Raw genomic sequence first — 22,016 nt, forward strand, 5'->3', positions numbered from 1 at the left:
CGTCATGGCAGCCAAGTACATCCTTGCCCTTTTGGCCGCGGTCTTTCTCGCGGCTTCGGTCTGGCGTATGTCGCGCGAGAATTTCAAGCCGGGCCCTGCCAGCCGAACCTGGCTGTTGGTGGCAGTGATATTCGGTCTTGTCTCCGGCTGGCTCTGGTGGTCGGGAACGAGCGCCGCCGGGTGAACGAAAACACGAGGAGAACTTGGCCGTGATTGAACTGGTGGTGCTCAGCTTGCGTGGCGCACCTGTGCCCCAGGCGCTCGCGCGCAGCTTCGGTCCTGGCGGCGGCACCATCGGCCGCGCGCCGTCCAACACGCTCGTGCTGGACGACCCGGACCGAACCGTCTCGCGCATCCACGCCCAGGTGGAGATGCGCGAGGGTCAATTCGTGATCATCGATCGCGGCAGCAATCCGCTTCAGCTCAACGGTCGGCCGTTGGGCGCCGGCAACGAGGCTCGCTTGAATCCGGGCGACCGCCTTGGTATCGGTGGATTCGAACTGGTGGCGCAGGCGGTTCCGGAGGTGCAAGCGGATGGTGGCGCGCGAATGCAGGTGACGCCGGACGATCCGTTTGCCGATCTGCTTTCGGGCCTGGGAGCACCTAGCGTCGCGCCCGCGCCAGGGCTGGCGCAGCGCCCGGCTCCCGATGACGGACCGTTCCCCGACCCGTTCGGCTTGCCGTCAGGCAGCGGTGCCCGGCAAGTTGCGTCTGCGCCGTCGTCAGACGCCGACCCCTTCGCCGACCTCCTCGGCACCGACACCCCCGCACCCAAGCCCGGCGCCATCGAAGACTTCTCGGACCTGGGCCTGCGCGCCCCCGACGCGGCCGCCGGCATCGATCACCTGTTCGGCGATCCGCCTTCGAAGGGCAAGCCCGGCGCCGATCCGCTGGCGCTTTCGCCATTTGCCGATCCGCTGCTGCAGCCCAATACCGCCGGTGACGTCGATCCGTTTGCGGCGTTGGGGCGAGGCCCGGCGCCGCCGCCGGCAGCGCCGCGAGCCGATCACGTTCCCATCGATCGCTTCGGCTTCGATGTGCCCAAGGTCGTCGCGCCCAACGCGCCCCCGGCCGCCTCGTCCGCAGCGGCGGATGATCCCTTTGCCGATCTGCTGCCCGAGGCGCTGATCCCTTCGCCCGCACCGCCGCCAGCACAGGCGCCTGCCATCGCTCCGGCGCCGCAGGCCGCACCGGCGCTGGCTCAGGTCCACGCGCCAGTTCACGCGCCGGCCCACACGCCAGTTCAAGCGCCATCGCACTCGGCAACGCATGCCGTGTCAGCCATGCACGACACCGGCGACAACGCCGAGCTTCTCGCCGCACTCCTGCGCGGCCTCGCCAGTACCCACCAGATGCCCCAGCGCCTCACGCCCGAGTTGATGGAGCGCATCGGCGTGCTGCTTCGCACCTCGGCCGAAGGCACGCTGCACCTGCTGCACGCCCGCCAGGAAGTGAAGAAGGGCGTGCATGCCGAAGTGACCATGATCGCGGCGCAGGCCAACAACCCGCTCAAGTTCTCGCCCACCGTCGAGGTGGCGCTGGGCCACTTGCTCGGTCCGGGCATGCGTGGCTTCATGGGCGCCGAAGAGGCGATGCGCGACGCTTATCAGGACCTGCGCGCGCATGAGTTCGGCGTCATGGTCGGCATGCGCGCGGCGCTCGCCCACGTGCTGTCGCGCTTCACGCCCGAAGAGCTGGAGAAGAAGATCACCAGCAAGAGCGCGCTGGATTCGCTCTTTGCCGCCAACCGCAAGGCCAAGCTGTGGGATCAGTTCGTCGCGCTCTACGGCAGCATCGCGTCGGAGGCCGAAGACGACTTCCACAGCCTGTTCGGCAAGGCCTTCGTGCAGGCCTACGAAGAGCAGATGCGTCGCCTGAAGTCGGGCGGTGGCGAAGGCGGCGGCAGCAGCCACAACCGTTGAACCAGCCAGCAAAGGGGCACAGGGTGGAACTCGAAATCGAAATCGTCACCCTGTCGCGCCAGGGCGGGCGCGACTACAACGAAGACGCCTTCGGCCACTGGAACGACGATCGCCACGTGTTGTGCGTGGTGGCCGATGGCGCCGGTGGCCATGGCGGCGGCGACGTGGCTGCACAGGTGGTGCGCGCGAGCGTGCTGCGCGGCTTTTCCGAACATCCCGCGTTGGCGGCCCAGGATCTGCGCGGTTTGCTCGAGCGGGCCAACGCCGATGTGGTGGCGCGCCAGGCCGAAGGCGGCAAGCTGGCGTCGATGCGCTCGACCGTGGTGGTGGCAGCCATCGACCTGCATGAGCACCGCGTCGCGTTCGCGCACAGCGGCGACAGCCGTGCCTATCTTATTCGCGGCGGCAAGGTGGTCACGCGCACCGTCGACCACAGCCTGGTGCAGCAACTGGTGGCCGGCGGCATGCTCGACGACGAGGGGGCTCGCGCCCATCCCCAGCGCAATCTGCTGCTGTCCGCACTCGGCTCGCTCGATCCGCCGCCCGAGATTGCGGTGATCGACGCGGTGCCGCTGCAGGCCGACGACGTGCTGCTGCTTTGCACCGATGGCCTGTGGGAGCCGCTGGGCGACGAATTGCTGTGCGAGACGCTGGCTGCCTCGCGCGACGCGAGCCGATGGGTCGAGACGCTCGACGCCCAGGTGCGCGCCCGCGCCAAGCCCGGCCACGACAACTACACCGCGCTGGTGCTCTGGGCGCGCGAGGACGAAGAGGCCACGCGGCTGCTGTGACGCGCCCCGGTCAATGCGCGACGCGCCCCGGCCGCACCCTCAGGTAGAGCAGCACTGAAGCCGCCAGCGTCGTTGCGCTGATGGCGAGGGCCGCCACCGCCGCCACCGTGTGGCCGGCCTGCGCCACGACGAAGGCGAACACCATGGGCGCGGTGGCCGCCAGCGCGAAGGCAGGACGCAGCACGGCGCCGACCGTGCGGCCATAGGCGCTGGCATCGAAGATCACCAGCGGCATCGCGCCGCGTGTGATGGTCGCCAGGCCGTTGCCGGCGCCGTAGAGAAAGGCAAAGGCGCCCGCTCCCCACAGCGTGCGGCCGACGGTGAGGTAGCAGGCGAACGCCAGGCACAGGTAGGCGCCGGGCATCAGGTTCAGGCGCACGGCATCCACCCGGTGCGCCCACAGCGCGACGCTGAAGCGACCCGCGAACTGGCCCAGGCCCAGCAGCATCGAGAGGGTGACGGCAGTGGCCGCATCCCAGCCACGTCCGCGCAGCAATTCGAGGAACTGCGCCGCCATGGCGGTCTGCAGGAACAGCACCGTCAGCGCAATCACCGCGAACAGAAGGTACGCACCCTGCACGGGCGCTGTCGGCGTGCCGGCCGTGCCTGCGCGAGCACCGCTTGCATCCTGTGCGCTGGCCTTGTCGTTCTCGCGGCGATGGCGGCTCGCCGGAAGCGCCAGGTGCAGGAGCGATGAAAGCGCCAGCAGCACGGCATAGGCCACCAGCGCGCCGCGCCAGCCCCAGGCGTCGGCCATGGCCTGCCCCAGCGGCCAGAACACGGTGGACGCGAACCCGCCGAACAGCGTGATGAAGGCGATGTGCCGCTTGGCGCCAGTGCCGGCCACGTGGGCCAGCGAGGCGAAGGCGGAGTCGTACAGGGCCAGTCGCATGGCCAAGCCGATGAAGACCCAGGCCACCACGAACTGGGTCTTGCCATGCGCGCCGGCCAGCAGCAGGCAGCCCGCGGCGCCAAGCCAGCAGCCCATCATCATCGCGGCCCGGCCGCCGTGGCGATCGATCCAGGCGCCCACGCGGTACGAGGCCAGCCCCATGATCACCAGCGCCAACGAGAAGCCACCTTGGACGAAGGTGGGGCTCCAGCCCAGTTCGCGTTCGATGGGCGCGGCGAACAGGCCGATCAGATAGTGCAGGGTGCCCCAGCCGACCACCTGGGACAAGCCCAGGCAGACCAGCAGCGACAGGCTGATCCGCGCTGCAGGTTCGACGGAAATGGGTGGTGCGTGGGTGGACAAGCCCCGCAAGTCTATGTGCTGGAGACAGCGAACGCGTGAGACAAGGCGCCAGCGCCAGCGCCTATTGCCGCGGGCGCCGGCAAGAGGCACAGTCCCGCTCCATGCAAGAACCAACTTCTTCCGGCGCTGTCGATGACGTGCCCGCCGCACGACGTTCCGGATGGCCGGCGCAGCGCAGCCGCCGGTCGTTGATCTCGCGCATCGGCCCGTTGCCATGAGCCATCGACCATGAGCGGCAAGAGCAGCTGGTATTCGACCTTCGCCAAGGTGGCGTCGCGCTTCTGCGGCCGCCCGCGCGTGTTCACCTTCGCCGTGGCGATCATCGTGCTGTGGGCCGTCAGCGGGCCGCTGTTCGGCTTCAGCGACACCTGGCAGTTGGTGATCAACACGAGCACCACCATCATCACGTTCCTGATGGTGTTCCTGATCCAGAACACGCAGAACCGCGACACCGAGGCCATGCAGATCAAGCTGGACGAATTGATCCGCGCCACCCAGGGCGCCCACAACGCGCTGCTCGATCTGGAAGAGCTGGAGGAAGAGGAGCTGGAAGCCTTCAGGCAGCGCTATCAGGCGCTCGCCAAGGAAGCGCGCGGCGAGATCGACCGCGGCGGGCTCGACATCGGCAGCCCCGAAGCCTGAGCGAAGCGGCAAAAAAGCAAGGCCGACGGGTGCGGCATGCACACCTGTCGGCCTTGGAGCAAGGGCCGTCCGAGATCAGCCCTTTTCGTTGCCCGCGATGTCCCAGACGAGTTCCTTGGCCGCATCGCCCGTGCCGTCCTTCTTCTGCGGAACGTACTCGTACTTGAACTTGGCGAAGTTGAGCGTCACGTTCTCGGTCAGCCGATCCTCACCGCCGCTGCCGCCGGTGCTCACCGATGAGACGATCAGGTCCGACAGGGTGATCTTGACGTACTCCAGGGGCGTTTCTCCGGCCTTGCGCACCACCAGCGTCGCCTCGGGGATGTGTTTGCCGTTGCAGCAGTGCAGCATCAACGCATGCGACGAAGCGTCGATGTATTTGGTGAACGACAGGTCCTGCACGTTGACCTTGCCCGCGCCGGCGCCGCCGCCCAGGTGGGCCGTGCCCGACTGGCTCATGCCCCAGCTCCAGGCCAGAACATCGATTTCCTTCTTGTGCTTCGAGTCGGCGGATTCGCCGTCGATGTCCTTGATCTTGATGAAGATGTCAACAGCCATGGTGCTCACCTTTGGGATGTGTGGTTGATCGGAAAAGAAGCGCTTCCCGGGCCGTGGTGTCTTGTTCGGACCTGGAGCTATCTGGAGAACGAACGAAACGCGGCGATTGAAAAAAGTCTGGCGCTTCGGGTCAGACTTTTTTCAAGTGGACGTCAGCCCGCGCCCTTGGCCGAGGGCAGCTTGGAAACCAGGCGCAGCGACACCGTCAGGCCCTCGAGCTGATAGTGCGGGCGCAGGAAGAACTTGGACGTGTAGTAGCCGGGGTTGCCTTCCACTTCCTCCACCACCACTTCGGCGGCCGCGAGTGGCTTGCGCGCCTTGGTGCTTTCAGAGGAATTGGCTGGATCGCCGTCCACGTAATTCATGATCCATTTGTTGAGCCAGCGCTCCATCTCGGCCCGTTCCTTGAAGCTGCCGACCTTGTCGCGCACGATGCACTTGAGGTAGTGCGCGAAGCGGTTGCAGGCGAACAGGTAGGGCAGGCGCGCCGCCAGGTTGGCATTGGCGGTGGCGTCGGGGTCGTCGTACTCGGCGGGCTTGTGCAGCGATTGCGCCCCGATGAAGGCGGCAAAGTCCGAGTTCTTGCGGTGGATGAGCGACAGCAGCCCGGCCTTCGACAACTCGGCCTCGCGCCGGTCGCTGATGGCGATCTCGGTCGGGCACTTCTGGTCGACGCCGCCGTCATCGCTCGGGAAGGTGTGCAGCGGCAGGTTCTCCACCGCGCCGCCCGACTCGATGCCGCGAATGCGCGAGCCCCAGCCGTACAGCTTGTACGAGCGGTTGATGTTGGTGGCCATGGCGTAGGCCGCATTGGCCCAGGCGTACTTGCTGTGGTCTGCGCCGGCGGTGTCTTCCTCGAAGTCGAACTCTTCCACCGGGTTGGTCTTGGCGCCGTAGGGCGTGCGCGCCAGAAAGCGCGGCATGCACAGGCCGATGTACTTCGAGTCGTCCGAATCGCGCAGCGAGCGCCACGCGGCGTATTCGGGCGTCGAGAAGATCTTGGTCAGGTCTCGCGGGTTGGCCAGTTCCTGCCACGACTCCATCTGCATCAGGTTCGGGCTTGCGCCGGTGATGAAGGGCGCATGGGCAGAGGCCGCGATCTTGGCCATCTCGCCCAGCAGTTCCACGTCGGGCGGACTCTGGTCGAAGTGGTAGTCGCCCACGATGGCACCGAAGGGTTCGCCGCCGAACTGGCCGTACTCCTGCTCGTAGACCTTCTTGAACATCGGGCTTTGGTCCCAGGCCGTGCCCTTGAACTTCTTGAGCTGCTTGTGCAGCTCCTTCTTGCTGATGTCCATCACCCGGATCTTGAGGTTCTCGTCCGTCTCGGTGTTGTTCACCATGTAGGCCAGGCCGCGCCAGGCGCTTTCGAGCTTCTGATAGTCCTCGTGGTGGATGATCTTGTTGACCTGCTCGGTGAGCTTGGCGTCGATCGCGGCGATCATGGCCTGGATCGACTGGGTCACGTCCTTGCCGATGACCTTGGTGTTGGCCAGCGCCTGCTGCGCCAGCGTCTGCACCGCCGCCTCGACGGCGCTGCGCGCCTCGTCGCTTCGGGGCTTGAACTCCTTGGTGAGCAGCGACGAGAAATCGCTGCCTGCGTATTCAACTTCCTTCAGTGCGCTTTGCTGCTGTTCGGCGGCGTCGGCCATGAGCGTTCTCCTGTGGGTCTATGGGGCGGCGGCTCAGGCGGCGGCCGGGGGCTCGTCGGCGGCCTTGGCGGTGGCCGCCAGGGACTTGAGCAACTCGGGGTCGTCCAAAACCTTGGCCAGCAGCTCTTCGGCGCCGCCCTTGCCATCCATGTAGGTGACGAGGTTGGACAGCTGGTTGCGCGCTTCGAGCAGCTTGTTCAGCGCGTCCACCTTTCGCGCCACGGCGGCCGGCGAGAAGTCGTCCATGCTCTCGAAGTTCAGCTCGACCTTGAGGTTGCCCTCGCCGGTCAGGGTGTTGGGCACCTCGAAGGCGGCGCGCGGCTTCATGGCCTTCATGCGCGAATCGAAGTTGTCGATGTCGAATTCGAGGAACTTGCGGTCCGCCACGGGCGTGACCTTGTCGGGCTCGGCCGGCTTGCCAGAGAGGTCCGCCAACACGCCCATCACGAAGGGCAACTGGACCTTCTTCTCGGCACCGTACAGCTCGACGTCGTATTCGATCTGCACGCGCGGTGCCCGGTTGCGGGCAATGAACTTCTGACTGCTCTGGGCCATGGTCTCTTCTCCTTTTGCGAGGGCAAATGTGAGGGCAGGGGCGCGGGGCGCTATTCGTCGTCGGAGGCTTGCTGCTGCCTTCCGGTGACGCCTTCGATGGTCTCGATGGCGCTGGGCGCCAGGTCCGCCATGATTTCCATGAAGCTCACGCCGATCAGCTTCTTGGCACGCGAGATCAGCAGCGGCGCCGGATTGCCAGGCTCCGCCTGCTGCAGGTAGTGGATGACGCGATCGAGCGCGGCCAGCGCGTCCTGCCGGCTGCGGATGTCGCCGCGAATGGCCGGGGCGCCGGCCGACGTGGCCGCCTGGCCTTCCGAGGGGCTTTCGGCATTCGAGTCCGTGCCCGCGTCCGCGGCATGCGCATCGCCGGCATCGAGCAGCGGCGCACTGGCCTTGGCCAGCACGTTGCACAGGGCGCGCAATGGCGCGAGGTCGACCGCATCTCCGCGGCCCGTCTTGTCCGAAAGCAGGCTTTGCAGGGCGTTCACCTGTTTGGACAGCGCAGCCAGCGTCTGGACGCGCTGAGGCTCCTGCGAGTGGATCGCGGCGAGCGCGCCGTCGACCTGCGCGGTGGAAGGTGGTGCCTCGCCGGAAGGTGGTGCGAGCTGCCCATAGGCCATCGCAACGTCGCGGATGCGCAATGGGCCGGAGCCGCGTGCCACGCCGATCTGCGCGTCATAAAGCTCGCGCAGCACCGTGGTCTCGTCGGCCAGCGGAGCCAGCGCATTCAGGCGCATGGTGGGGTCGTTGTCGTCGTCGGCGTCGAGCTGCGGATGCAGCACATCCCAATACCGATCGAGCAGGCCATGCAGGAGCGCGAGGCCTTGGGAGAAGCCCTCGATGCCCTGAAGGCGCGTGTTGGCACGCAGCAGCAGCAGGGCCACTCGCGCGTCCTTGGTGCGTTCGAGCAGCGACTGCGCCTGCTCGTCGACTTCGCGCCATTCCGGCTCGACGGCCGCGATGACGGTGTCGCCAAACTGCTGCTCGGCTTTCCCTTGAGATGCGGTGGCCAGCGCGATGAAGGCGCTGTCGTATTCAAGGTTGTCGCCCGCCGGCGATGCTTCGCTGATGGGCGCCTGCAGTGCGGCTACACGTTCGGGGTTCAGCATGGTTGTCGCTTGGCGTTGACTGGGGATAATCAAAGATGCACCCAACACGGTCAATGCAACGAAGGCAATAGCATGCACGCCACCGGAACAAGCCATTCGCCCTATGCGGGCCCATCGCCAGCCGCAGTGGGCATGCTGCGCCGCACCGTACTGTGGGGCGGGCTCGCGCTGCTGGCCGGCTGCGCGGGCGACAAGCCGCCGGTCGTCACGCAGCTCACGCTGGATGTGGCAGCCGCGGCCGATCTGAATCCGGATGCTCGCGGACGCGCTTCGCCTTTGACCGTTCGGGTGTATGCACTCAAGACGCCGGGGCCCTTTCAGACCGCCGACTTCTTTTCCCTCTACGACAAGGACACGGCCACGCTGGGCGCTGAACTGGTCAAGCGCGAAGAGTTTCAACTTGCGCCGGGCCAGAAGAAATCGCTGCAGTTCACCTTGCCGCCCGAAGCCAAGAGCGTGGCCGTGATGGCGGCCTACCGCGACCTGGAGCGCGCCCGCTGGCGCGACCTGAAGCCGCTGGACGTGGGCAAGCCCAACACCTTCAAGCTCGAGCTGGGCGCGCGTCAGGTCAGCCTGAACCCGTAAGCACGTTCGCGGCTCAACGCCGCAGTCTGGGGAAGGCGCGCTCGGCCGGCAGGAAGCGTTCGAAGAGGTCGCGCAAAAAGGCGGGGGCCGGAAGGTCGCCCGGCGATGGCGCCGCCACGAAGTACAGGCCACGGCCCCTCATCCGATAAGGCGACTTCCCTGGCGCGAACAGGCGCTTGAGCAGCGCGCTCAAGCTCTCCTGCATGCCCAGGCATTGCCAGAAGAAGCGATGCACGGCCAGTTGCCGCCCAACATCCGCATCCTTGCGCACCAGTGCCATGCGCAGGGCACGCATCCGGTTGGCCAGGTCGTCGAGCACGTCGTCGATCACCAGCAGGCGACCCGGTGGCACGCGGATGCCCACGGCTTGATCGAGCATCGGCGCCGGCAGCAAGGATCGGACGGGTTCGAAGCCACTCAGGCGATCGATGCCGGTCACCAGCACCTGGGTCGGCAGTCGAAGGTGCAGGTGCTGGGACAGCTCGTCGGCGCGGCGCCGCAGACGCGCCGCCAGTGCATCGGCCTCGTCGGGGCCATGGAGGAGGGCCTGCGCATCGACGCACAGCACGATGCCGTCGAGCGGCAGGGCGCTGCGCCGCTGGGACAGCAGCAGCATGGCCTGGTACCAGCGCGCCAGCAGCGCGTTGCCCTCGGCCGATGCCTGCGGCTCGGTGGGCGCTTCGACCAGCATCGGGTCGACTTCGATGGCCACCAACTGGGGCAGCAGGTGCCAGCGCCAGAAGCCTTGCGGCAGTTGCCCATGCACGGACGCGCCGGGTGCGGCGTCATGCAGCAGGTCGCCCACCCGGCTGCCGGACTCGGCAAGGAAGAGTACCCAGGGTCGGCTGTAGAAGGCCATGCGGCCGGCGCCTGGCTGCATCTGCTGCATCTCGCCGCAGGCGCCTTCGAGCGCGCCTTCCAGCGCCTGGATTTCCGATGCGCCGTCCACCCGGTCCAGCACCCGGCGAAGAGATCGGCTGCGGCGCCAGCGCTGTGCGCCGCGAACCGACCACCACAGCAGCGCCAGGCCGATCATGCAGGCCAACGCCAGTTGCCACAGCCATGGCGTTGCCACTGCATCGGTCAACGCGGTGCTCACTCGCGCTCCCGGGTGCGAAGTTCGAGGATGTCGGCCACCAGCAGGTCGCCGCCACGGTTGGCCGCCAGCATTTCGCGCAGCCGCAGCAGGTAGTCGGAGGCCAGTTCGAAAGGCGGACGCTCCGCCGTTCCCGCGAAAGGGGCCGGCGAAGCGAGCGCCGTCACCAGCACCGCGCCGAACGGTGGGCTCACCAGCCAGCTTGCGGGGATGTCCCTGCCCATCTCGATCTCCTGGCCCGGGGTCAGCAACTGTGGCGAGCCGTCCGACAGCAGGTGAAAGACCGATCCGTCGGCGGTGTAGTAGTCGACCCAGACGTTGCCCTTGAAGTTCGCCTGATGCAGTTGCAGGCGGACCGCGTCGCCTTCGCGCAGCCAGCCGTCGCGTGCGGAAGGGGCGCTGAGCTGCAGGCCCAGGTCCTTGCTCCGGTTTCGCGCCCGGTAGGGCTTGAGCACGGTGATCACTTCGCAATGCGGCCAGATCCGCAGCCCCAGATCGAACTTCGGCTCGCCGACGCCGGGCACGGCCAGCACCTCCTGCCGCACCGCCTGCACGTCTTCGGCGCGCGAGACAAAGCCGCGCACGTGGAGGGCGCCGTCATCGGCCTCGGCACTCAGGTCTGCGCAGGCGAAGTGCTGCAGTCGTGCGTCCACGCGCTCGGCGAGCGTGGGTGGCCGTTCGGGTCCGCCGGTCAGAAGCAGCCATGCCAGTGCGGCAGCGGGCAGTGCCACGGCCAGCAGCGACCCGCCCACCAGCGTGTTCCGCTCGCGGCTGAGCGCCGGCCGCGGCCGAGGCGGCTCGGCCACGGAATAGGGCTGGGGTGTGACGTAGCCGTCCGCCAGGGGCTGCAGCGGCGGCGTGGCGAGCTGTTGCCCGTGGAGGTCCTTGAGCTTGCCCAGTTCGCCTTCGTCGTCGCCTTCGAAGTAGTACTGGCCGGTGAAGCCCAGCGCCAGGGCGTTCCAGTAGACCTCGCGTACCTCGTCGTCCTCGGGTTGAAGCGCCGACAGATGATGAAAGAACTCGGTGCGGGCATTGTTCGAATTGAACAGCCGCTGTTGGATCGGAGCATCCGTGCCGGGGCCAAGGCCCGCGCCGCGCATCAGCATCTCGTCGATCCATGCGGCCATGGCGAAACTGGCCGATTCGATGGCGCCGGGCGCGTAGCCCGCCTTGCGCGCCGCGGCACGCGCCTGCTCCAGCAACTCGAAGGCGCGTTCGGCGTGTTGGGGCAGCATGGCCGCGTCGGCGCGCCCCTGCTGCGCGGCCAGTGAGAGGCCGTGCTCGATCAGGAGGGAGAACGAGTCGATGAGGCGAGTCATGCCGCGCCGCCCGTCAACCCCTCGGGCCGCGGTGGCGTTTGGCTTGGCGCCGGCAGCTTTGGCAGACGCTCATCGTCGCACCGCGTTGGAGTGAATGGACGCCGATTCTTGCAGCCATGGCGCGGCGCACCATACCGCAAGTGAGCTATGTCCTTCGATCAGCCGCCCGCCTTGCTGTGGCGCGCATTCGCGGCTATCTTCGGATGTTCCGAAGATTGTCCTAGGGATTGCCATGAAGATCCTGATCGCTGACGACCACCGGCTCGTCACCGAGGCGGTCAAGTCCAAATTGTCCGAGCTGGAAGACGGTATCGAGTTCTGTGTTGCGCTGAGCGTCGAAGAACTGCTGGCCATGGTCTCCGACGACGTCGACCTGGCCGTGATCGACCTCAACATGCCGGGGGCCGACGGGTATTCCCACATCGACGAACTGCGTCGGCGCTTCCCCAGTGTTCCGGTGATCGTGCTGTCGGGCTACGAAGACCCGCAACTGATGCGCGGCGCCCTCGAGCGCGGCGCGCTGGGTTTCATTCCGAAGGCCTATTCGCCGGAGGTGATGCTTTCCGCCGTCCGTCTGGTGCTGGCCGGCGGGGTGTATGTGCCCCCGATGATGCTTTCCGCGGTGCCGCCCGGGGTGGTGGCCTCCAGCGGCGGCGACGCGCCGGCAGGCGGCGGCATGCTCGGTGCGCGGCCGGCCAACCCCACCGCCACGCTCGACGGCTTGCGCAAGGTGCTGACCGAGCGCCAGGTCGAGGTGCTGCAACTGCTGTCGCAGGGCAAGCCCAACAAGCTCATCGGGCGCAGCCTCGGCATCAGCGAGGGAACGGTCAAGATTCACCTGGCCGCGATCTTCCGTGCGCTGAACGTACGCAACCGCACCGAGGCGGTGGTGGCTGCGCAGAGCCTGACCGAGGCGCCGACCGAAGGCTGATCCCGCCGGTCGGGCGCGCCTTACTTCTTGGGCGCGGCCTTGGCAGGCGCGGGCCGCACTTCCACGGCCAGCGATTCGGTCACGCGCGCGGCGACCTGGTCGCCCACCTTCACTTCCTTGAGTACCTTGGGGTCGCGCACGCGAACGTCCACCAGGTTGCCGCTCGGACCCTTGAGGGTGGCGATGTTCTTCTTGCGATCGATGGACACCACGTTGGCCACGATCGTGGTGACGGAAACCGCCATGCCGCCGGGCTTCTCGCCGGGCGCGGCAGCGGTGGAGCCTTCGGATTCGACACGTTGCCGGATCTCGTCGCCGCCCTTGAGCAGCGCGAGTGCCACGCCCACCCGGTAGGTCAGGCGGACGCGGTCGCCCACCTTGACCTGATCCAGGTTCTTGACCTTCGGATCGACGCGCAAGTCGGCGATGTTGCCGCGCGGGCCCTTGATGGAAACGACCCGTTGAGCCGCATCGACCTGCGTGATCTCACCCACCACGGTGACCGATTGCGCACCGCCCTTCGCGTCGACCAGTTCCACCGTCTTGCGCTCCGGCGTGGTTTGCGCCTGCGCGGTGCTCGCGGCGCCCAAGGCGAGCGATACGGCCGCGGTCATCGCGAGGAATGCCTGGTGGCGGCTAGAAAGCTTGTGCATTCAAGGTTCTCCAAAAAATGGATGAGGGATTGGGTCGGCCCATGGATGGCCGGACAGTCTGAAAGCGCCGTGGACTTTACCGCTTGAACATGCTGCTGCGCATCCCCTCTGCGTCAAATTTCGGGGCGCTGGCTGGACGGACAGACGGGCCAGCGGCGGCGTCAGGCGATCAGGACCTCGCAACGGGCAGCCCGCAGGTCGGCCAGCGCGGAAAGCGCTTGCGCGCCCTTGTCGGTGACGACCACGTCGATGTCGGCGATGCGCGCATAGCGCACCCGGCTGCGTAGCCCGAGCTTGCTGTGGTCCGCGAGCAGCACGGTCTTTTGAGCCGCGGCGCACATGGCTCGGGCGACCTCGCATTCATGGCGCTCGAAGCTGGTGGCGCCATGCTGCGCGTCGAGTGCCACGGGCGAAAGCATGGCCATGTCGGCACGGTAGCGGCCGATCTCCCCGATCGTGATGTCTCCGAAGACGGCCGCGCCGTCGCTGTGGATGTGGCCACCCAGAAGCACGACCTCGTTGCCGGCGTCGCGCGACGCATTGGCTGCACCCAGGCTGACCGCGACCGCAATGCTGTTGGTGATGACGGTCAAGCCCGACAGGGTGCCCAGTTCGAGCGCCAGCGCTGCGGTGGTCGTGCCGGCGTCGATCAGCAGCGTCTGCCCGGGCCGAACCAGGCCGAGCGCGGCCTTGGCCATGCGCTGCTTCTCTGCCGCCTGCTTGCGTTGACGCACGGCCAGCGGCGGCTCCGGTTCGATGGCCACCGTCACGGCGCCGCCATGCACCCGGCGCAGGGCGCCCAGGGTTTCGAGGTTCAGGAGATCGCGCCGCACGGTTTCGCGCGAGACGTTCAGATCCCGCGCGACCCTCTCGGTGCTCACGCTTGAAAAGGTGTTGACCAGGCTGCGAATTCGGGCGTGGCGTTCTTCCTGGAGCATAGGCAATGGTCCGGTGGTTTCAGGCGGCGGCCTACCGCCGGGCGATGTTAGCCGCGGCGCCAGGCAGGCGAAGATGATCCTACGGGGAGATCGTGCCCATGGCCGGGTCGCTCACCGATGCTGCGCCGGTCTCCACGCGCCCGGCAAAGCGCCGCATCCAGTTCGGATCGGAGTCGCAGGTCACTTCGAAGTCGTACCAGCGGCCACTGTCGGCCAGTGACCAGTGCAGCTCCTGCTGGCCAGCAGGCGCGACCTGGACGGTCCAAGGGCCGTCGGCGCGATAGGCTTTGGCGCGGATCGAGAAAGCCAGAGCTCGCCGCCCGGCGTTCATCATCGACAGGTAGACGTTGCCGTTGGCCACGTCGTAGCAAACCCGCACTTCGGCGTTGGGGGCATCGGACGTGCGAAGCGCATTGAGGTCGCCCTTGAACTGCCGGTGGTAGCCATTGGGTCCGAGCACCCACAGGTCGTACAAGCCGGCGTTGTCGGTGGCGGCGTTCCACACATCGTCGAGCGACTTGCCGGCCTCCACCATGTAGCGGCGCGGCACACGATCGAGATTGAGGCGGTCGTAGACGTGAAACACCGCGGCCTGCCTGCCCGTGTTGGCGAACAGCAGGCGAACCACGCCGCCCACCGCATCGGCACGGGCGCTGGTGTGCAGTTCGTAGGGCAATGCACGCGATGGTCGCGTGCCGGTCTCCTGCCGGGGAAACGACTGATCGCTGGGCGGCGTGATGGCCGCCATGCCCTGCTGCTCGGTGCGCAGCGCATCGGCCTCGCTGCGCAGCTTGCGTCCGTTCAAGGTCGGCAGCAGCTCGCTGTTGGGCGTGGCGAAATTGAATGCGCTGGTGAGGTCGCCGCACACGGCCCGACGGAATGGGCTGATGTTGGGCTCGCCGACACCGAAGCGCGCCTCGATGAAGCGGATCACCGAGGTGTGGTCGAAGGCTTGCGAATTGACCCACCCGCCGCGGCTCCAGGGTGAAACGACGTACATGGGCACGCGCATGCCGGGTCCATACACACGGCCGTCGCGCGCAGGCTGGTTGCTCGTGCCGGCCGCGGGGGGCTGGGTGTAGTACTCGACGTCCAATGCGGATTCGGGCAGGGTGGTCTTGCCTGCAGCCTGGCCGCTCGCGTCACGCGTGGGTGGGCTCGGCGAAGGGACGTGATCGAAGAATCCGTCGTTCTCGTCGAAGTTGACGAACAGGACTGTCTTGCTCCAGACCTCGGGCACGGCCGTCAGGGCATCCAGCACTTCCTGTGTGTACCAGGCGCCCTGGACCGGGCTGGAGGGGCCAGGGTGCTCTGAGTAGTTGGCCGGCGCCACGATCCAGGTGACCTGGCGAAGCTTGCCGTTCTTCACGTCGTCCTTGAAGGTCTGCAGGAAGCCGCCGTCGGGCATGGTGTTGGCAATGCCCTTGTAGAGCGGGTTGCCGACGTCGTCGCTGGCGGGATCGTAGGCAGGCGACGCACCCGACGCCTTCACCGGCTTTCCGGAGGCCTCGTTGGCGGCCCTGTATTGCTTGAACCCGGCAAGCGGGTTGTCGGTGTAGTTGTCCGGCATGTTCTGGTAGACGAGCCAGCTGATGCCGGCGGCTTCCAGCCGCTCGGGATACGTGGTCCAGTTGAAGCCGTTCGTGGACGGCGCAATCGCGGTCCATTCGTTGTTGACCGTGGAGCCGCTGCCGGCGCTTGGCCCGTTGCTGCCGGTCCACAGGAACATCCGGTTCGAACCGGTCCCGGTGTGCATGCTGCAGTGGTAGGCATCGCACAGCGTGAAGGCATTGGCCAGGGCGAACTGGAAGGGCAGTTCGGCCTCCTTGAGGTAGCCCATGGATTTGGCCGTCTTGTAGCGAGGCCATTCGACCAGGCGCCCATTGGCCCAGGCATTTTGTCCGTCCACCCAGGTGTGGGGTGTGCCGCCGGTGCGCTGCGCATTGCCGACGCTGCCGTCGAGGTGGAAGGGCATCAGCACGTTGCCCGCCGCATCGCCTTGCTCCCAGACCACCTTGTTGCCGGGCAGGGGGATGGGAAAGCGGTCACCGAAGCCGCGCACACCCTTGAGGGTGCCGAAGTAGTGGTCGAACGACCGGTTTTCCTGCATCAGGACCACGATGTGTTCGACATCGGCGATGGTGCCGGTGACGTTGTTCGCCTCGATGGCAAGGGCACGCCGGATGCTGGGCGGAAAGGCGGCGAGCGTTGCCGCGGCGATCCCGGTGCTTGCCGGGCCACGCAGGAAATTGCGTCGTGAGTTCATGACTGGATGGGGTCGGAATGGGTTTCAGGGTGCGCAGCGCAGCTGCGGCTTGTTCGGGGTTCCGGGGTTCTCAGGGATGCCGGGGTTCGCCGGATCGACCGGGGCTTGCGGATCGCCTGGTGTCGACGTGTTGCCGGTGCCGGCGGCTGGTGCCGAAGGGTTCGCCTGCGCAGAGGTTGGGGCGGTGCTGCCGCCGCATGCGGCCAGCGTGGCGCAGGCCAGCGCCAGCGCGGCACAGGCCAGCAGGCGACGGGCACGCGGAAGGGTGCTCGAAAGAGTCATGGAAAGGCCTCGGGAGAGATTCGTGGATTCAGGGCTGCAGCACCGAAAGCGGCTGCCCCGACTTGAAGATGCTGGTGATCTCGGCACTCGTGAGCGCGCGGTTCCAGACGGCGAATTCGTTGAAGTCCAGCGCGCCGGGGGGCGCCTTTGCCGCGTTGCGCTGGTAGTACAGAGCAGTGGCGTCTTCGTTGATCGCAAGGCCCGTTCCGAGCCCCCCGATCTTGGCGATGATGGCGTCCGTCAGCGCCACCGATCCGGTCTGGGTGCCCAGCACGGGATCGAGGGTGAAGCTCTTCATGGTCTTCGCGCTGCGGTCGACCACCATGGCGACGTAGGCCCACTGCCCAGCGCTCAGGCGTGCGCCCTTGTTCTCGGCGCGTGCGCTACCGCTGCCCAGCACGAAGCGCAATTCGCAGTTGCCGAAGATGCCGATGGCCAGGCCGGCGTTGCTGCCGCTGTCGTAGTTCTTGTTGGCGAGCAAGGTGCCGCCAAAGCTCGTGCCCTGGCTGCAGGATTCGTCGCTTCGCACCCAGAAGCCCAGCGTGAATGCGCCGAGCGCACTGTCGGTCGTCACATCGTGGTTCATCTGAAGGCGGTAGCCGCCCTTTCCATCGGCGCCGCGCAGACGGCTGTCGATGCGCAGGGCATGGGCTTTCCACGGCGACACGAAGCCATCGTCGACCTGGGTGGCGCCGTCGGCATCGGCTGCCCACGGCGTCAAGGTGGAGCCGCCTTTTGCATCGAGGGCAGGCAGGCTGTCCAGCGGGTAGTACACCTCCAGCCCATTGGCCAGCGTCGGCGCGAGCGGCGTCGGCTTGACGTAGGCGATCTGTGCGGTCAGCGCGCTGGCTGCTTCGCCTGCCGCGACCGTGTAGCGATGGGTGTAGTCGCCGTCGGCTGCCTCGTCGAGCGCATCGGTGTAGTGCGTCGTGCCTGCGGGCAGCGCGGCAAGGGGTTGGCCGTCGCGGAAGACCTGCACGTCGGTGTCATTGCCTACCAGGGTCCATGCCAGCTCGATGCTGCGCTTGTCGGCGCCTGCCATGGCGCCGAGCTGGCGCAACTCGGTGCTCGATTGAAGTGCCATGCCGGCAAAGCCGTAATCCGCGGGTTTGGTCTGGACGCCCAACTGGCGCAACACCGTGGGTGCGATGTCGGTGGCGGCGGCGAGCACTTGCAGTTGCGATTCGTCTTCCGGTGTGGCGCCTTCCACGCCGGGAAGGCCTGGCAATGTCTTGTTGCCAGCGATGAAGATGGTTCGATTGGGCGTGGCCTGGACGCCGCTGGCGGTCCCGAACGCGTCCATGCCGGCGCTGGTGGTCAGGATCACCAGCCAGTCCTCGTCGGCGTCGATGGCCTGGCGTCGAGCCACGGTCGAGGTCAGTTGTCCAATCTGTGCCAATGTGTCGGCGACCGCCTGGGCATAGCCGCCGCTGCCAGGCCCGTCCGTCAGCGCGGCCGCGGCGGGCGCCGAGTACTGGGCAACGGTGAACTGATAGCCCGTGCTGACCAACACGCTGGCCTTCTCCGTCACGCAGGTCGACTCGCCACTGCAATCCGCGGCGCTCGTGATGGCGCCCGACGCGACATCGCTGGCAAGCAGGGCGAGGTCGAGCGGGCTGCTGACGACCACACCGCTCTTCATGGCGGGTTGGCTTGCGTGCAGCACCGTGAACATGCTCGGCGCACGCGTGGTGTCGATGCGTTGATCGTCGCTGTCGTAGGCCACGCCGTGGCGATCGACCCAGACGCCGGTCATCAGGCTGGCCCATCCCGGCGCGAATGTGGTGCGCTGTGCGGTCAGGGTGCCGTTGCGCCCGCCGGTGAACGCTGGCGCGATGCGCATCGACCCGAGCATGTGCGAAGCGTCGAGCAGTTCGGGCGCAGCCAACTTCTGTCGAAGGGTGTCGTAGGAGATGCCGTCCACCACCACCAACAGCACGCGCGGGCCCGGCGCGCCCTCGTTGACGGCGGCAGGGTCGGCCTGCGGGGTTTCGGGCGCGCCCGGCGTCGTGACGGTGGCAGGGGCGTTGGACGCCGTCGAGGGGGGCGAGGAGGACGATGCGGCAACGTCACTTCCGCCGCATCCGGTCAGAAAAGAGGCAGATAGGCACAACGCCGCCAGCAGATGCGGACGGAGCATGAGTTTCGAATGAGGAGTCGGCATGGGAAATGGGGCAGACGATCAAGACGGCGGGCGACGGACGACGGGCGACATGCTTTCTGATTTGCACAAAACAGCACATACGCACGAATTGCCACAATGTTGGGCGCACCAGATGTCAGGCTTTTGACAGCCGCGCGCGCCTGCTTCGATGCCTGCGGATAGGCTCTGGGCCTCGCTTGCCCCGGAGCCCTTGCTTGTCGTTGTTGAAGTCTTCCCTACTGTCCCGCGATTTCCCCATCGAAGCCGTGATCGTTGATCTCGACGGAACGATGGTCGACACCCTTGGCGATTTCACGGTCGCTGTGAACAGCATGCTGGCCGACCTGGACTTGCCGGCCATTGCCGCATCGCGCATCGAGTCGATGGTGGGCAAGGGTTCGGAGCACCTCATCCGCTCCGTGTTGCGGCATGTGCGCGGCCAGGAGCCCGATGGCGCATTGCAGAGCGAGGCCTGGCGACGCTATTCGCGCCACTATCTGGAAATCAACGGCCAGCACGCCAGCGTCTATGCCGGAGTGGTCGACGGCTTGCATTCGCTTCGAGAGGCGGGCCTGCGCCTAGCTTGCCTGACCAACAAACCCGGTGACTTCGCCCGCCCGTTGCTCGCGGCCAAGGGCTTGGCCAGGTATTTCGACGTCGTCTTCGGGGGCGACGCTTTCGAGCGCAAGAAGCCCGATCCGCTTCCCCTGCGCAAGACCTGCGAGGTGCTGGGCACGCAGCCGCAACGCACGCTGATGGTCGGGGATTCCAGCAACGACGCGCTGGCGGCGCGCGCCGCGGGCTGCCCCGTCGTGCTGATGCGCTATGGCTACAACCACGGCGAGCCGGTCGAGGCCGTGGACGCCGATGGTCTGCTCGATTCGCTGGCCGAACTGGCGCCGATGCTGCGCGCCGGCGCCTGATTGCGCTGCGGCCCGGAAATCAGGTCGCGGGCAGTCCCAGCAGCGCGTCCTTGAGCTTGAAGTCAGCCGGCACCTGACCCAGCCAGATGCGCATCAGCGCGTTGAAGAAGGCCTGTTCCGCGATGGGTGCGCCTTGCTGTTGGCCGTTGATGGCAATCAACGTGCCCTTGCCCGGAACCCAGTCGATGGTGAACGAGTCGCCGGCCTTCAGGTTCTTCTTATCGGCAAAGAGCTGGCCCATGCGCAGCAGGCCGGGGATGAGGCGCGAAAACTCGCTCTTGGGCGAGTTGTCTTCCACCCCGCGCATGAACAGCTTGCCCAGTTCATTGGCGTCGATGTCCCGCAGCATGGTGATGGCCATGCGCTTGGCGCCCGGCGCGGCCAGCGCCTCTTCCATGCTCTGAGCCTTGCGGCTGAGGTAGAGGCCGGCCGTGTACACGCGGATCACGGTCTTGTAGCGCACACCGGCGCCGTTGAGCTGCAGGGCATTGCCCTCCAGATTCAGCTGGTCTTCGATCTTGACGCCGGCAAGCTCGATGGCTGCGGCGTTGGCGCTGGTCAATGCAACCATCAAGGCGGCGGCGAGTAGCCAGCGGAAGGGGCGAGTCATGCTTTTTTCTCCGGAATTTCAAACCAACGACGGGCAATGTATCAATTTGTAGTCGTCTTTTCACTCGTATAAACTCCCACTTCCATGTTCATTCATCACGTCATTCAGACAGGTCAAGGCCGGGGAGCCTGGCCCTGGCGTACGCCAAAGTCATTGCCTGTTTGACCCGCGCGGCTGTCGCCGCGCGCTCGTGGCCCGTGTCCGACAATCGTGGCGCGGCCAACCCAAGAATGATTTCCCGCCGGCCATCTGGCGCCGCCGGGTCCATGGAGAGCTCCCCGTGATCACCGAACTCGAATTCAAGAGCCTTGTCAGCCAGGGTTTCAACCGCATTCCCTTGATGGTCGAGGCGTTCGCCGACCTCGAAACTCCGCTGTCGCTGTATCTCAAGCTGGCCAACGCCAAGGAGGGCGGCCGATACAGCTTCCTGCTGGAGTCCGTGGTGGGCGGCGAGCGCTTCGGGCGCTACAGCTTCATCGGCTTGCCCGCGCGCACCTTGCTGCGCGCCAGCGGTTTTGGCGAAGACGCCCTGACCGAGGTCGTCACCGACGGTCAGGTGGTCGAAACCGCCCGCGGCAATCCGCTGGATTTCGTGGCGGCTTACCAGAAGCGATTCAAGGTCGCGTTGCGCCCGGGCTTGCCGCGGTTCTGCGGCGGCCTGGCTGGCTACTTCGGCTACGACACCGTGCGCCACATCGAGCGCAAGCTTGAAAAGACCTGCCCGCCGGACAACCTGGGCTGCCCGGACATCCTCCTGCTCCAGTGCGAGGAACTGGCGGTCATCGACAACCTGTCGGGCAAGCTCTATCTCATCGTCTACGCCGACCCGGCCCAGCCCGAGGCCTATGCCAAGGCCAAGCGCCGGCTGCGCGATCTGCGAGAGCTGCTCAAGTATTCGGTCAGCGCGCCGGTGGTCAAGCCATCCCAGGCGCACCCGCCGCAGCGCAGCTTCGCCAAGGCCGACTATCTGGCGGCTGTCGAGCGCGCCAAGGATCTGATTGCAGCAGGCGACTTCATGCAGGTGCAGGTTGGCCAGCGCATCAGCAAGCGCTACACCGAGTCACCCCTGTCGCTCTATCGCGCACTGCGCTCGCTCAATCCGTCGCCGTACATGTACTTCTACAACCTGGGCGACTTCCACGTGGTGGGCGCGTCGCCGGAGATCCTGGTGCGCCAGGAGCACACCAACGAGGGCGAGCAGAAGATCACCATCCGCCCCTTGGCAGGCACGCGCCCGCGGGGTGCTTCGCCAGACCTGGACAAGGCCGCCGAGCAGGAGCTCGTCAACGATCCCAAGGAGCGCGCCGAGCACGTCATGCTGATCGATCTGGCGCGCAACGACATCGGCCGCATTGCCAAGACGGGCACCGTGAAGGTGACCGAGGCCTTCGCGGTGGAGCGCTACAGCCACGTCATGCACATCGTTAGCAATGTGGAAGGCACGCTGAAGGATGGCATGACCGCCATCGACGTGCTGCGCGCCACGTTCCCGGCCGGCACGCTCACCGGCGCTCCGAAGGTCCATGCGATGGAGCTGATCGATCAGCTGGAACCGGTCAAGCGCGGCCTCTACGGCGGCGCCTGTGGCTACATCAGCTATGCGGGCGACATGGATGTGGCCATCGCCATCCGCACCGCGATCATCAAGGACCAGACCCTGCACGTGCAGGCCGCTGCAGGCGTGGTGGCTGATTCCGTTCCCGAGTTGGAGTGGAAGGAAACCGAAGCCAAGGCGCGTGCCATCCTGCGTGCGGCCGAACTGGTCGAGGAAGGACTGGAGTGATCG

General features: G+C 66.7%; 21 protein-coding genes. 8 read left to right on the top strand and 13 right to left on the bottom strand.

What is annotated here, in order from left to right; all coding sequences use genetic code 11:
- Nucleotides 1–4: 4 nt before the first annotated feature.
- The 3 genes from QTH91_RS10770 to QTH91_RS10780 are packed head-to-tail and all read left to right on the top strand — an operon-like array spanning nt 5 to nt 2,713.
- Complete coding sequence (locus QTH91_RS10770; protein WP_286660078.1) at nt 5–184, top strand: hypothetical protein; 180 nt, start codon at nt 5–7, stop codon at nt 182–184.
- Nucleotides 185–209: 25 nt separating this feature from the next.
- Nucleotides 210–1,922, top strand: coding sequence for a type VI secretion system-associated FHA domain protein TagH (tagH, locus tag QTH91_RS10775; RefSeq protein ID WP_286660637.1), 1,713 nt, complete (start codon nt 210–212; stop codon nt 1,920–1,922).
- Nucleotides 1,919–2,713: a PP2C family protein-serine/threonine phosphatase gene (locus QTH91_RS10780; protein WP_286660079.1), complete on the top strand. Its 795-nt coding sequence runs from the start codon at nt 1,919–1,921 to the stop codon at nt 2,711–2,713. Before tagH ends, QTH91_RS10780 begins: the two co-directional genes overlap by 4 nt.
- 10 nt (nt 2,714–2,723) lie before the next feature.
- On the opposite strand, the gene QTH91_RS10785 is transcribed toward QTH91_RS10780, so the two are convergent.
- Complete coding sequence (locus tag QTH91_RS10785; protein ID WP_286660080.1) at nt 2,724–3,968, bottom strand: MFS transporter; 1,245 nt, start codon at nt 3,966–3,968, stop codon at nt 2,724–2,726.
- Between the two features lie 228 nt (nt 3,969–4,196).
- On the opposite strand from QTH91_RS10785, the gene QTH91_RS10790 reads away from it, so the two are divergent.
- Nucleotides 4,197–4,610 carry a low affinity iron permease family protein gene (locus QTH91_RS10790; protein ID WP_286660081.1) on the top strand — a complete coding sequence of 138 codons (414 nt, stop codon included), beginning with the start codon at nt 4,197–4,199 and terminating at the stop codon, nt 4,608–4,610.
- 75 nt (nt 4,611–4,685) lie between these two features.
- Here the strand turns inward: QTH91_RS10790 and QTH91_RS10795 are convergent, their stop codons facing one another.
- The 4 genes from QTH91_RS10795 to tssA all read right to left on the bottom strand — a co-directional run bounded on the left by QTH91_RS10795 (nt 4,686) and on the right by tssA (nt 8,484).
- Complete coding sequence (locus tag QTH91_RS10795; RefSeq protein WP_286660082.1) at nt 4,686–5,168, bottom strand: Hcp family type VI secretion system effector; 483 nt, start codon at nt 5,166–5,168, stop codon at nt 4,686–4,688.
- Nucleotides 5,169–5,320: 152 nt separating this feature from the next.
- Nucleotides 5,321–6,820 (bottom strand): type VI secretion system contractile sheath large subunit, encoded by a 1,500-nt coding sequence (gene tssC / locus QTH91_RS10800; RefSeq protein ID WP_286660083.1) that lies wholly within the window; start codon nt 6,818–6,820, stop codon nt 5,321–5,323.
- Between the two features lie 33 nt (nt 6,821–6,853).
- A complete protein-coding gene (gene tssB, locus QTH91_RS10805; protein WP_286660084.1) occupies nt 6,854–7,375 on the bottom strand; it encodes a type VI secretion system contractile sheath small subunit in 522 nt (173 codons plus the stop codon).
- A gap of 50 nt (nt 7,376–7,425) precedes the next feature.
- Nucleotides 7,426–8,484, bottom strand: a complete 1,059-nt coding sequence (gene tssA, locus QTH91_RS10810; RefSeq protein WP_286660085.1) for a type VI secretion system protein TssA — start codon at nt 8,482–8,484, stop codon at nt 7,426–7,428.
- A 72-nt stretch (nt 8,485–8,556) separates the two neighbouring features.
- On the opposite strand from tssA, the gene tssJ reads away from it, so the two are divergent.
- On the top strand, nt 8,557–9,069 hold the full coding sequence (gene tssJ, locus QTH91_RS10815) for a type VI secretion system lipoprotein TssJ (RefSeq protein ID WP_286660086.1): 513 nt from the start codon (nt 8,557–8,559) through the stop codon (nt 9,067–9,069).
- Between the two features lie 13 nt (nt 9,070–9,082).
- Here tssJ and QTH91_RS23050 read toward each other — a convergent pair whose 3' ends face one another.
- Both QTH91_RS23050 and QTH91_RS10825 read right to left on the bottom strand, forming a co-directional pair.
- Entirely contained in the window at nt 9,083–10,168 is a 1,086-nt protein-coding gene (locus QTH91_RS23050) for a type VI secretion protein IcmF/TssM N-terminal domain-containing protein (protein ID WP_286660087.1), read from the bottom strand.
- The gene (locus QTH91_RS10825) at nt 10,165–11,484 is read right to left on the bottom strand and encodes a DotU family type IV/VI secretion system protein (RefSeq protein ID WP_286660088.1); all 1,320 of its coding nucleotides are present in this window, start codon (nt 11,482–11,484) and stop codon (nt 10,165–10,167) included. Before QTH91_RS10825 ends, QTH91_RS23050 begins: the two co-directional genes overlap by 4 nt.
- Nucleotides 11,485–11,716: 232 nt before the next feature.
- On the opposite strand from QTH91_RS10825, the gene QTH91_RS10830 reads away from it, so the two are divergent.
- A complete protein-coding gene (locus QTH91_RS10830; RefSeq protein ID WP_286660089.1) occupies nt 11,717–12,415 on the top strand; it encodes a response regulator in 699 nt (232 codons plus the stop codon).
- Nucleotides 12,416–12,435: 20 nt separating this feature from the next.
- Here QTH91_RS10830 and QTH91_RS10835 read toward each other — a convergent pair whose 3' ends face one another.
- From QTH91_RS10835 to QTH91_RS10855, 5 genes are all read right to left on the bottom strand, one after another.
- Nucleotides 12,436–13,068, bottom strand: coding sequence for a hypothetical protein (locus QTH91_RS10835; protein ID WP_286660090.1), 633 nt, complete (start codon nt 13,066–13,068; stop codon nt 12,436–12,438).
- A gap of 161 nt (nt 13,069–13,229) precedes the next feature.
- Complete coding sequence (locus QTH91_RS10840; protein WP_286660091.1) at nt 13,230–14,006, bottom strand: DeoR/GlpR family DNA-binding transcription regulator; 777 nt, start codon at nt 14,004–14,006, stop codon at nt 13,230–13,232.
- Between the two features lie 79 nt (nt 14,007–14,085).
- Nucleotides 14,086–16,272 carry a phosphocholine-specific phospholipase C gene (locus tag QTH91_RS10845; protein WP_286660092.1) on the bottom strand — a complete coding sequence of 729 codons (2,187 nt, stop codon included), beginning with the start codon at nt 16,270–16,272 and terminating at the stop codon, nt 14,086–14,088.
- Between the two features lie 24 nt (nt 16,273–16,296).
- Nucleotides 16,297–16,554 (bottom strand): hypothetical protein, encoded by a 258-nt coding sequence (locus QTH91_RS10850; protein WP_286660093.1) that lies wholly within the window; start codon nt 16,552–16,554, stop codon nt 16,297–16,299.
- 28 nt (nt 16,555–16,582) lie between these two features.
- Entirely contained in the window at nt 16,583–18,694 is a 2,112-nt protein-coding gene (locus QTH91_RS10855) for a LamG-like jellyroll fold domain-containing protein (RefSeq protein ID WP_286660094.1), read from the bottom strand.
- Nucleotides 18,695–18,954: 260 nt separating this feature from the next.
- Between QTH91_RS10855 and QTH91_RS10860 the strand changes: the two genes are divergently transcribed.
- Nucleotides 18,955–19,620, top strand: coding sequence for a phosphoglycolate phosphatase (locus tag QTH91_RS10860; RefSeq protein ID WP_368389466.1), 666 nt, complete (start codon nt 18,955–18,957; stop codon nt 19,618–19,620).
- 19 nt (nt 19,621–19,639) lie between these two features.
- On the opposite strand, the gene QTH91_RS10865 is transcribed toward QTH91_RS10860, so the two are convergent.
- Nucleotides 19,640–20,230 carry a chalcone isomerase family protein gene (locus tag QTH91_RS10865; protein WP_286660096.1) on the bottom strand — a complete coding sequence of 197 codons (591 nt, stop codon included), beginning with the start codon at nt 20,228–20,230 and terminating at the stop codon, nt 19,640–19,642.
- A gap of 280 nt (nt 20,231–20,510) precedes the next feature.
- Here QTH91_RS10865 and trpE point away from each other — a divergent pair, with 280 nt between their 5' ends.
- On the top strand, nt 20,511–22,013 hold the full coding sequence (trpE, locus tag QTH91_RS10870) for an anthranilate synthase component I (protein WP_286660097.1): 1,503 nt from the start codon (nt 20,511–20,513) through the stop codon (nt 22,011–22,013).
- The last annotated feature ends 3 nt before the right edge of the window (nt 22,014–22,016 follow it).

It is taken from the genome of Variovorax dokdonensis, from assembly GCF_030316895.1.
GTDB lineage: Bacteria > Pseudomonadota > Gammaproteobacteria > Burkholderiales > Burkholderiaceae_C > Variovorax > Variovorax dokdonensis.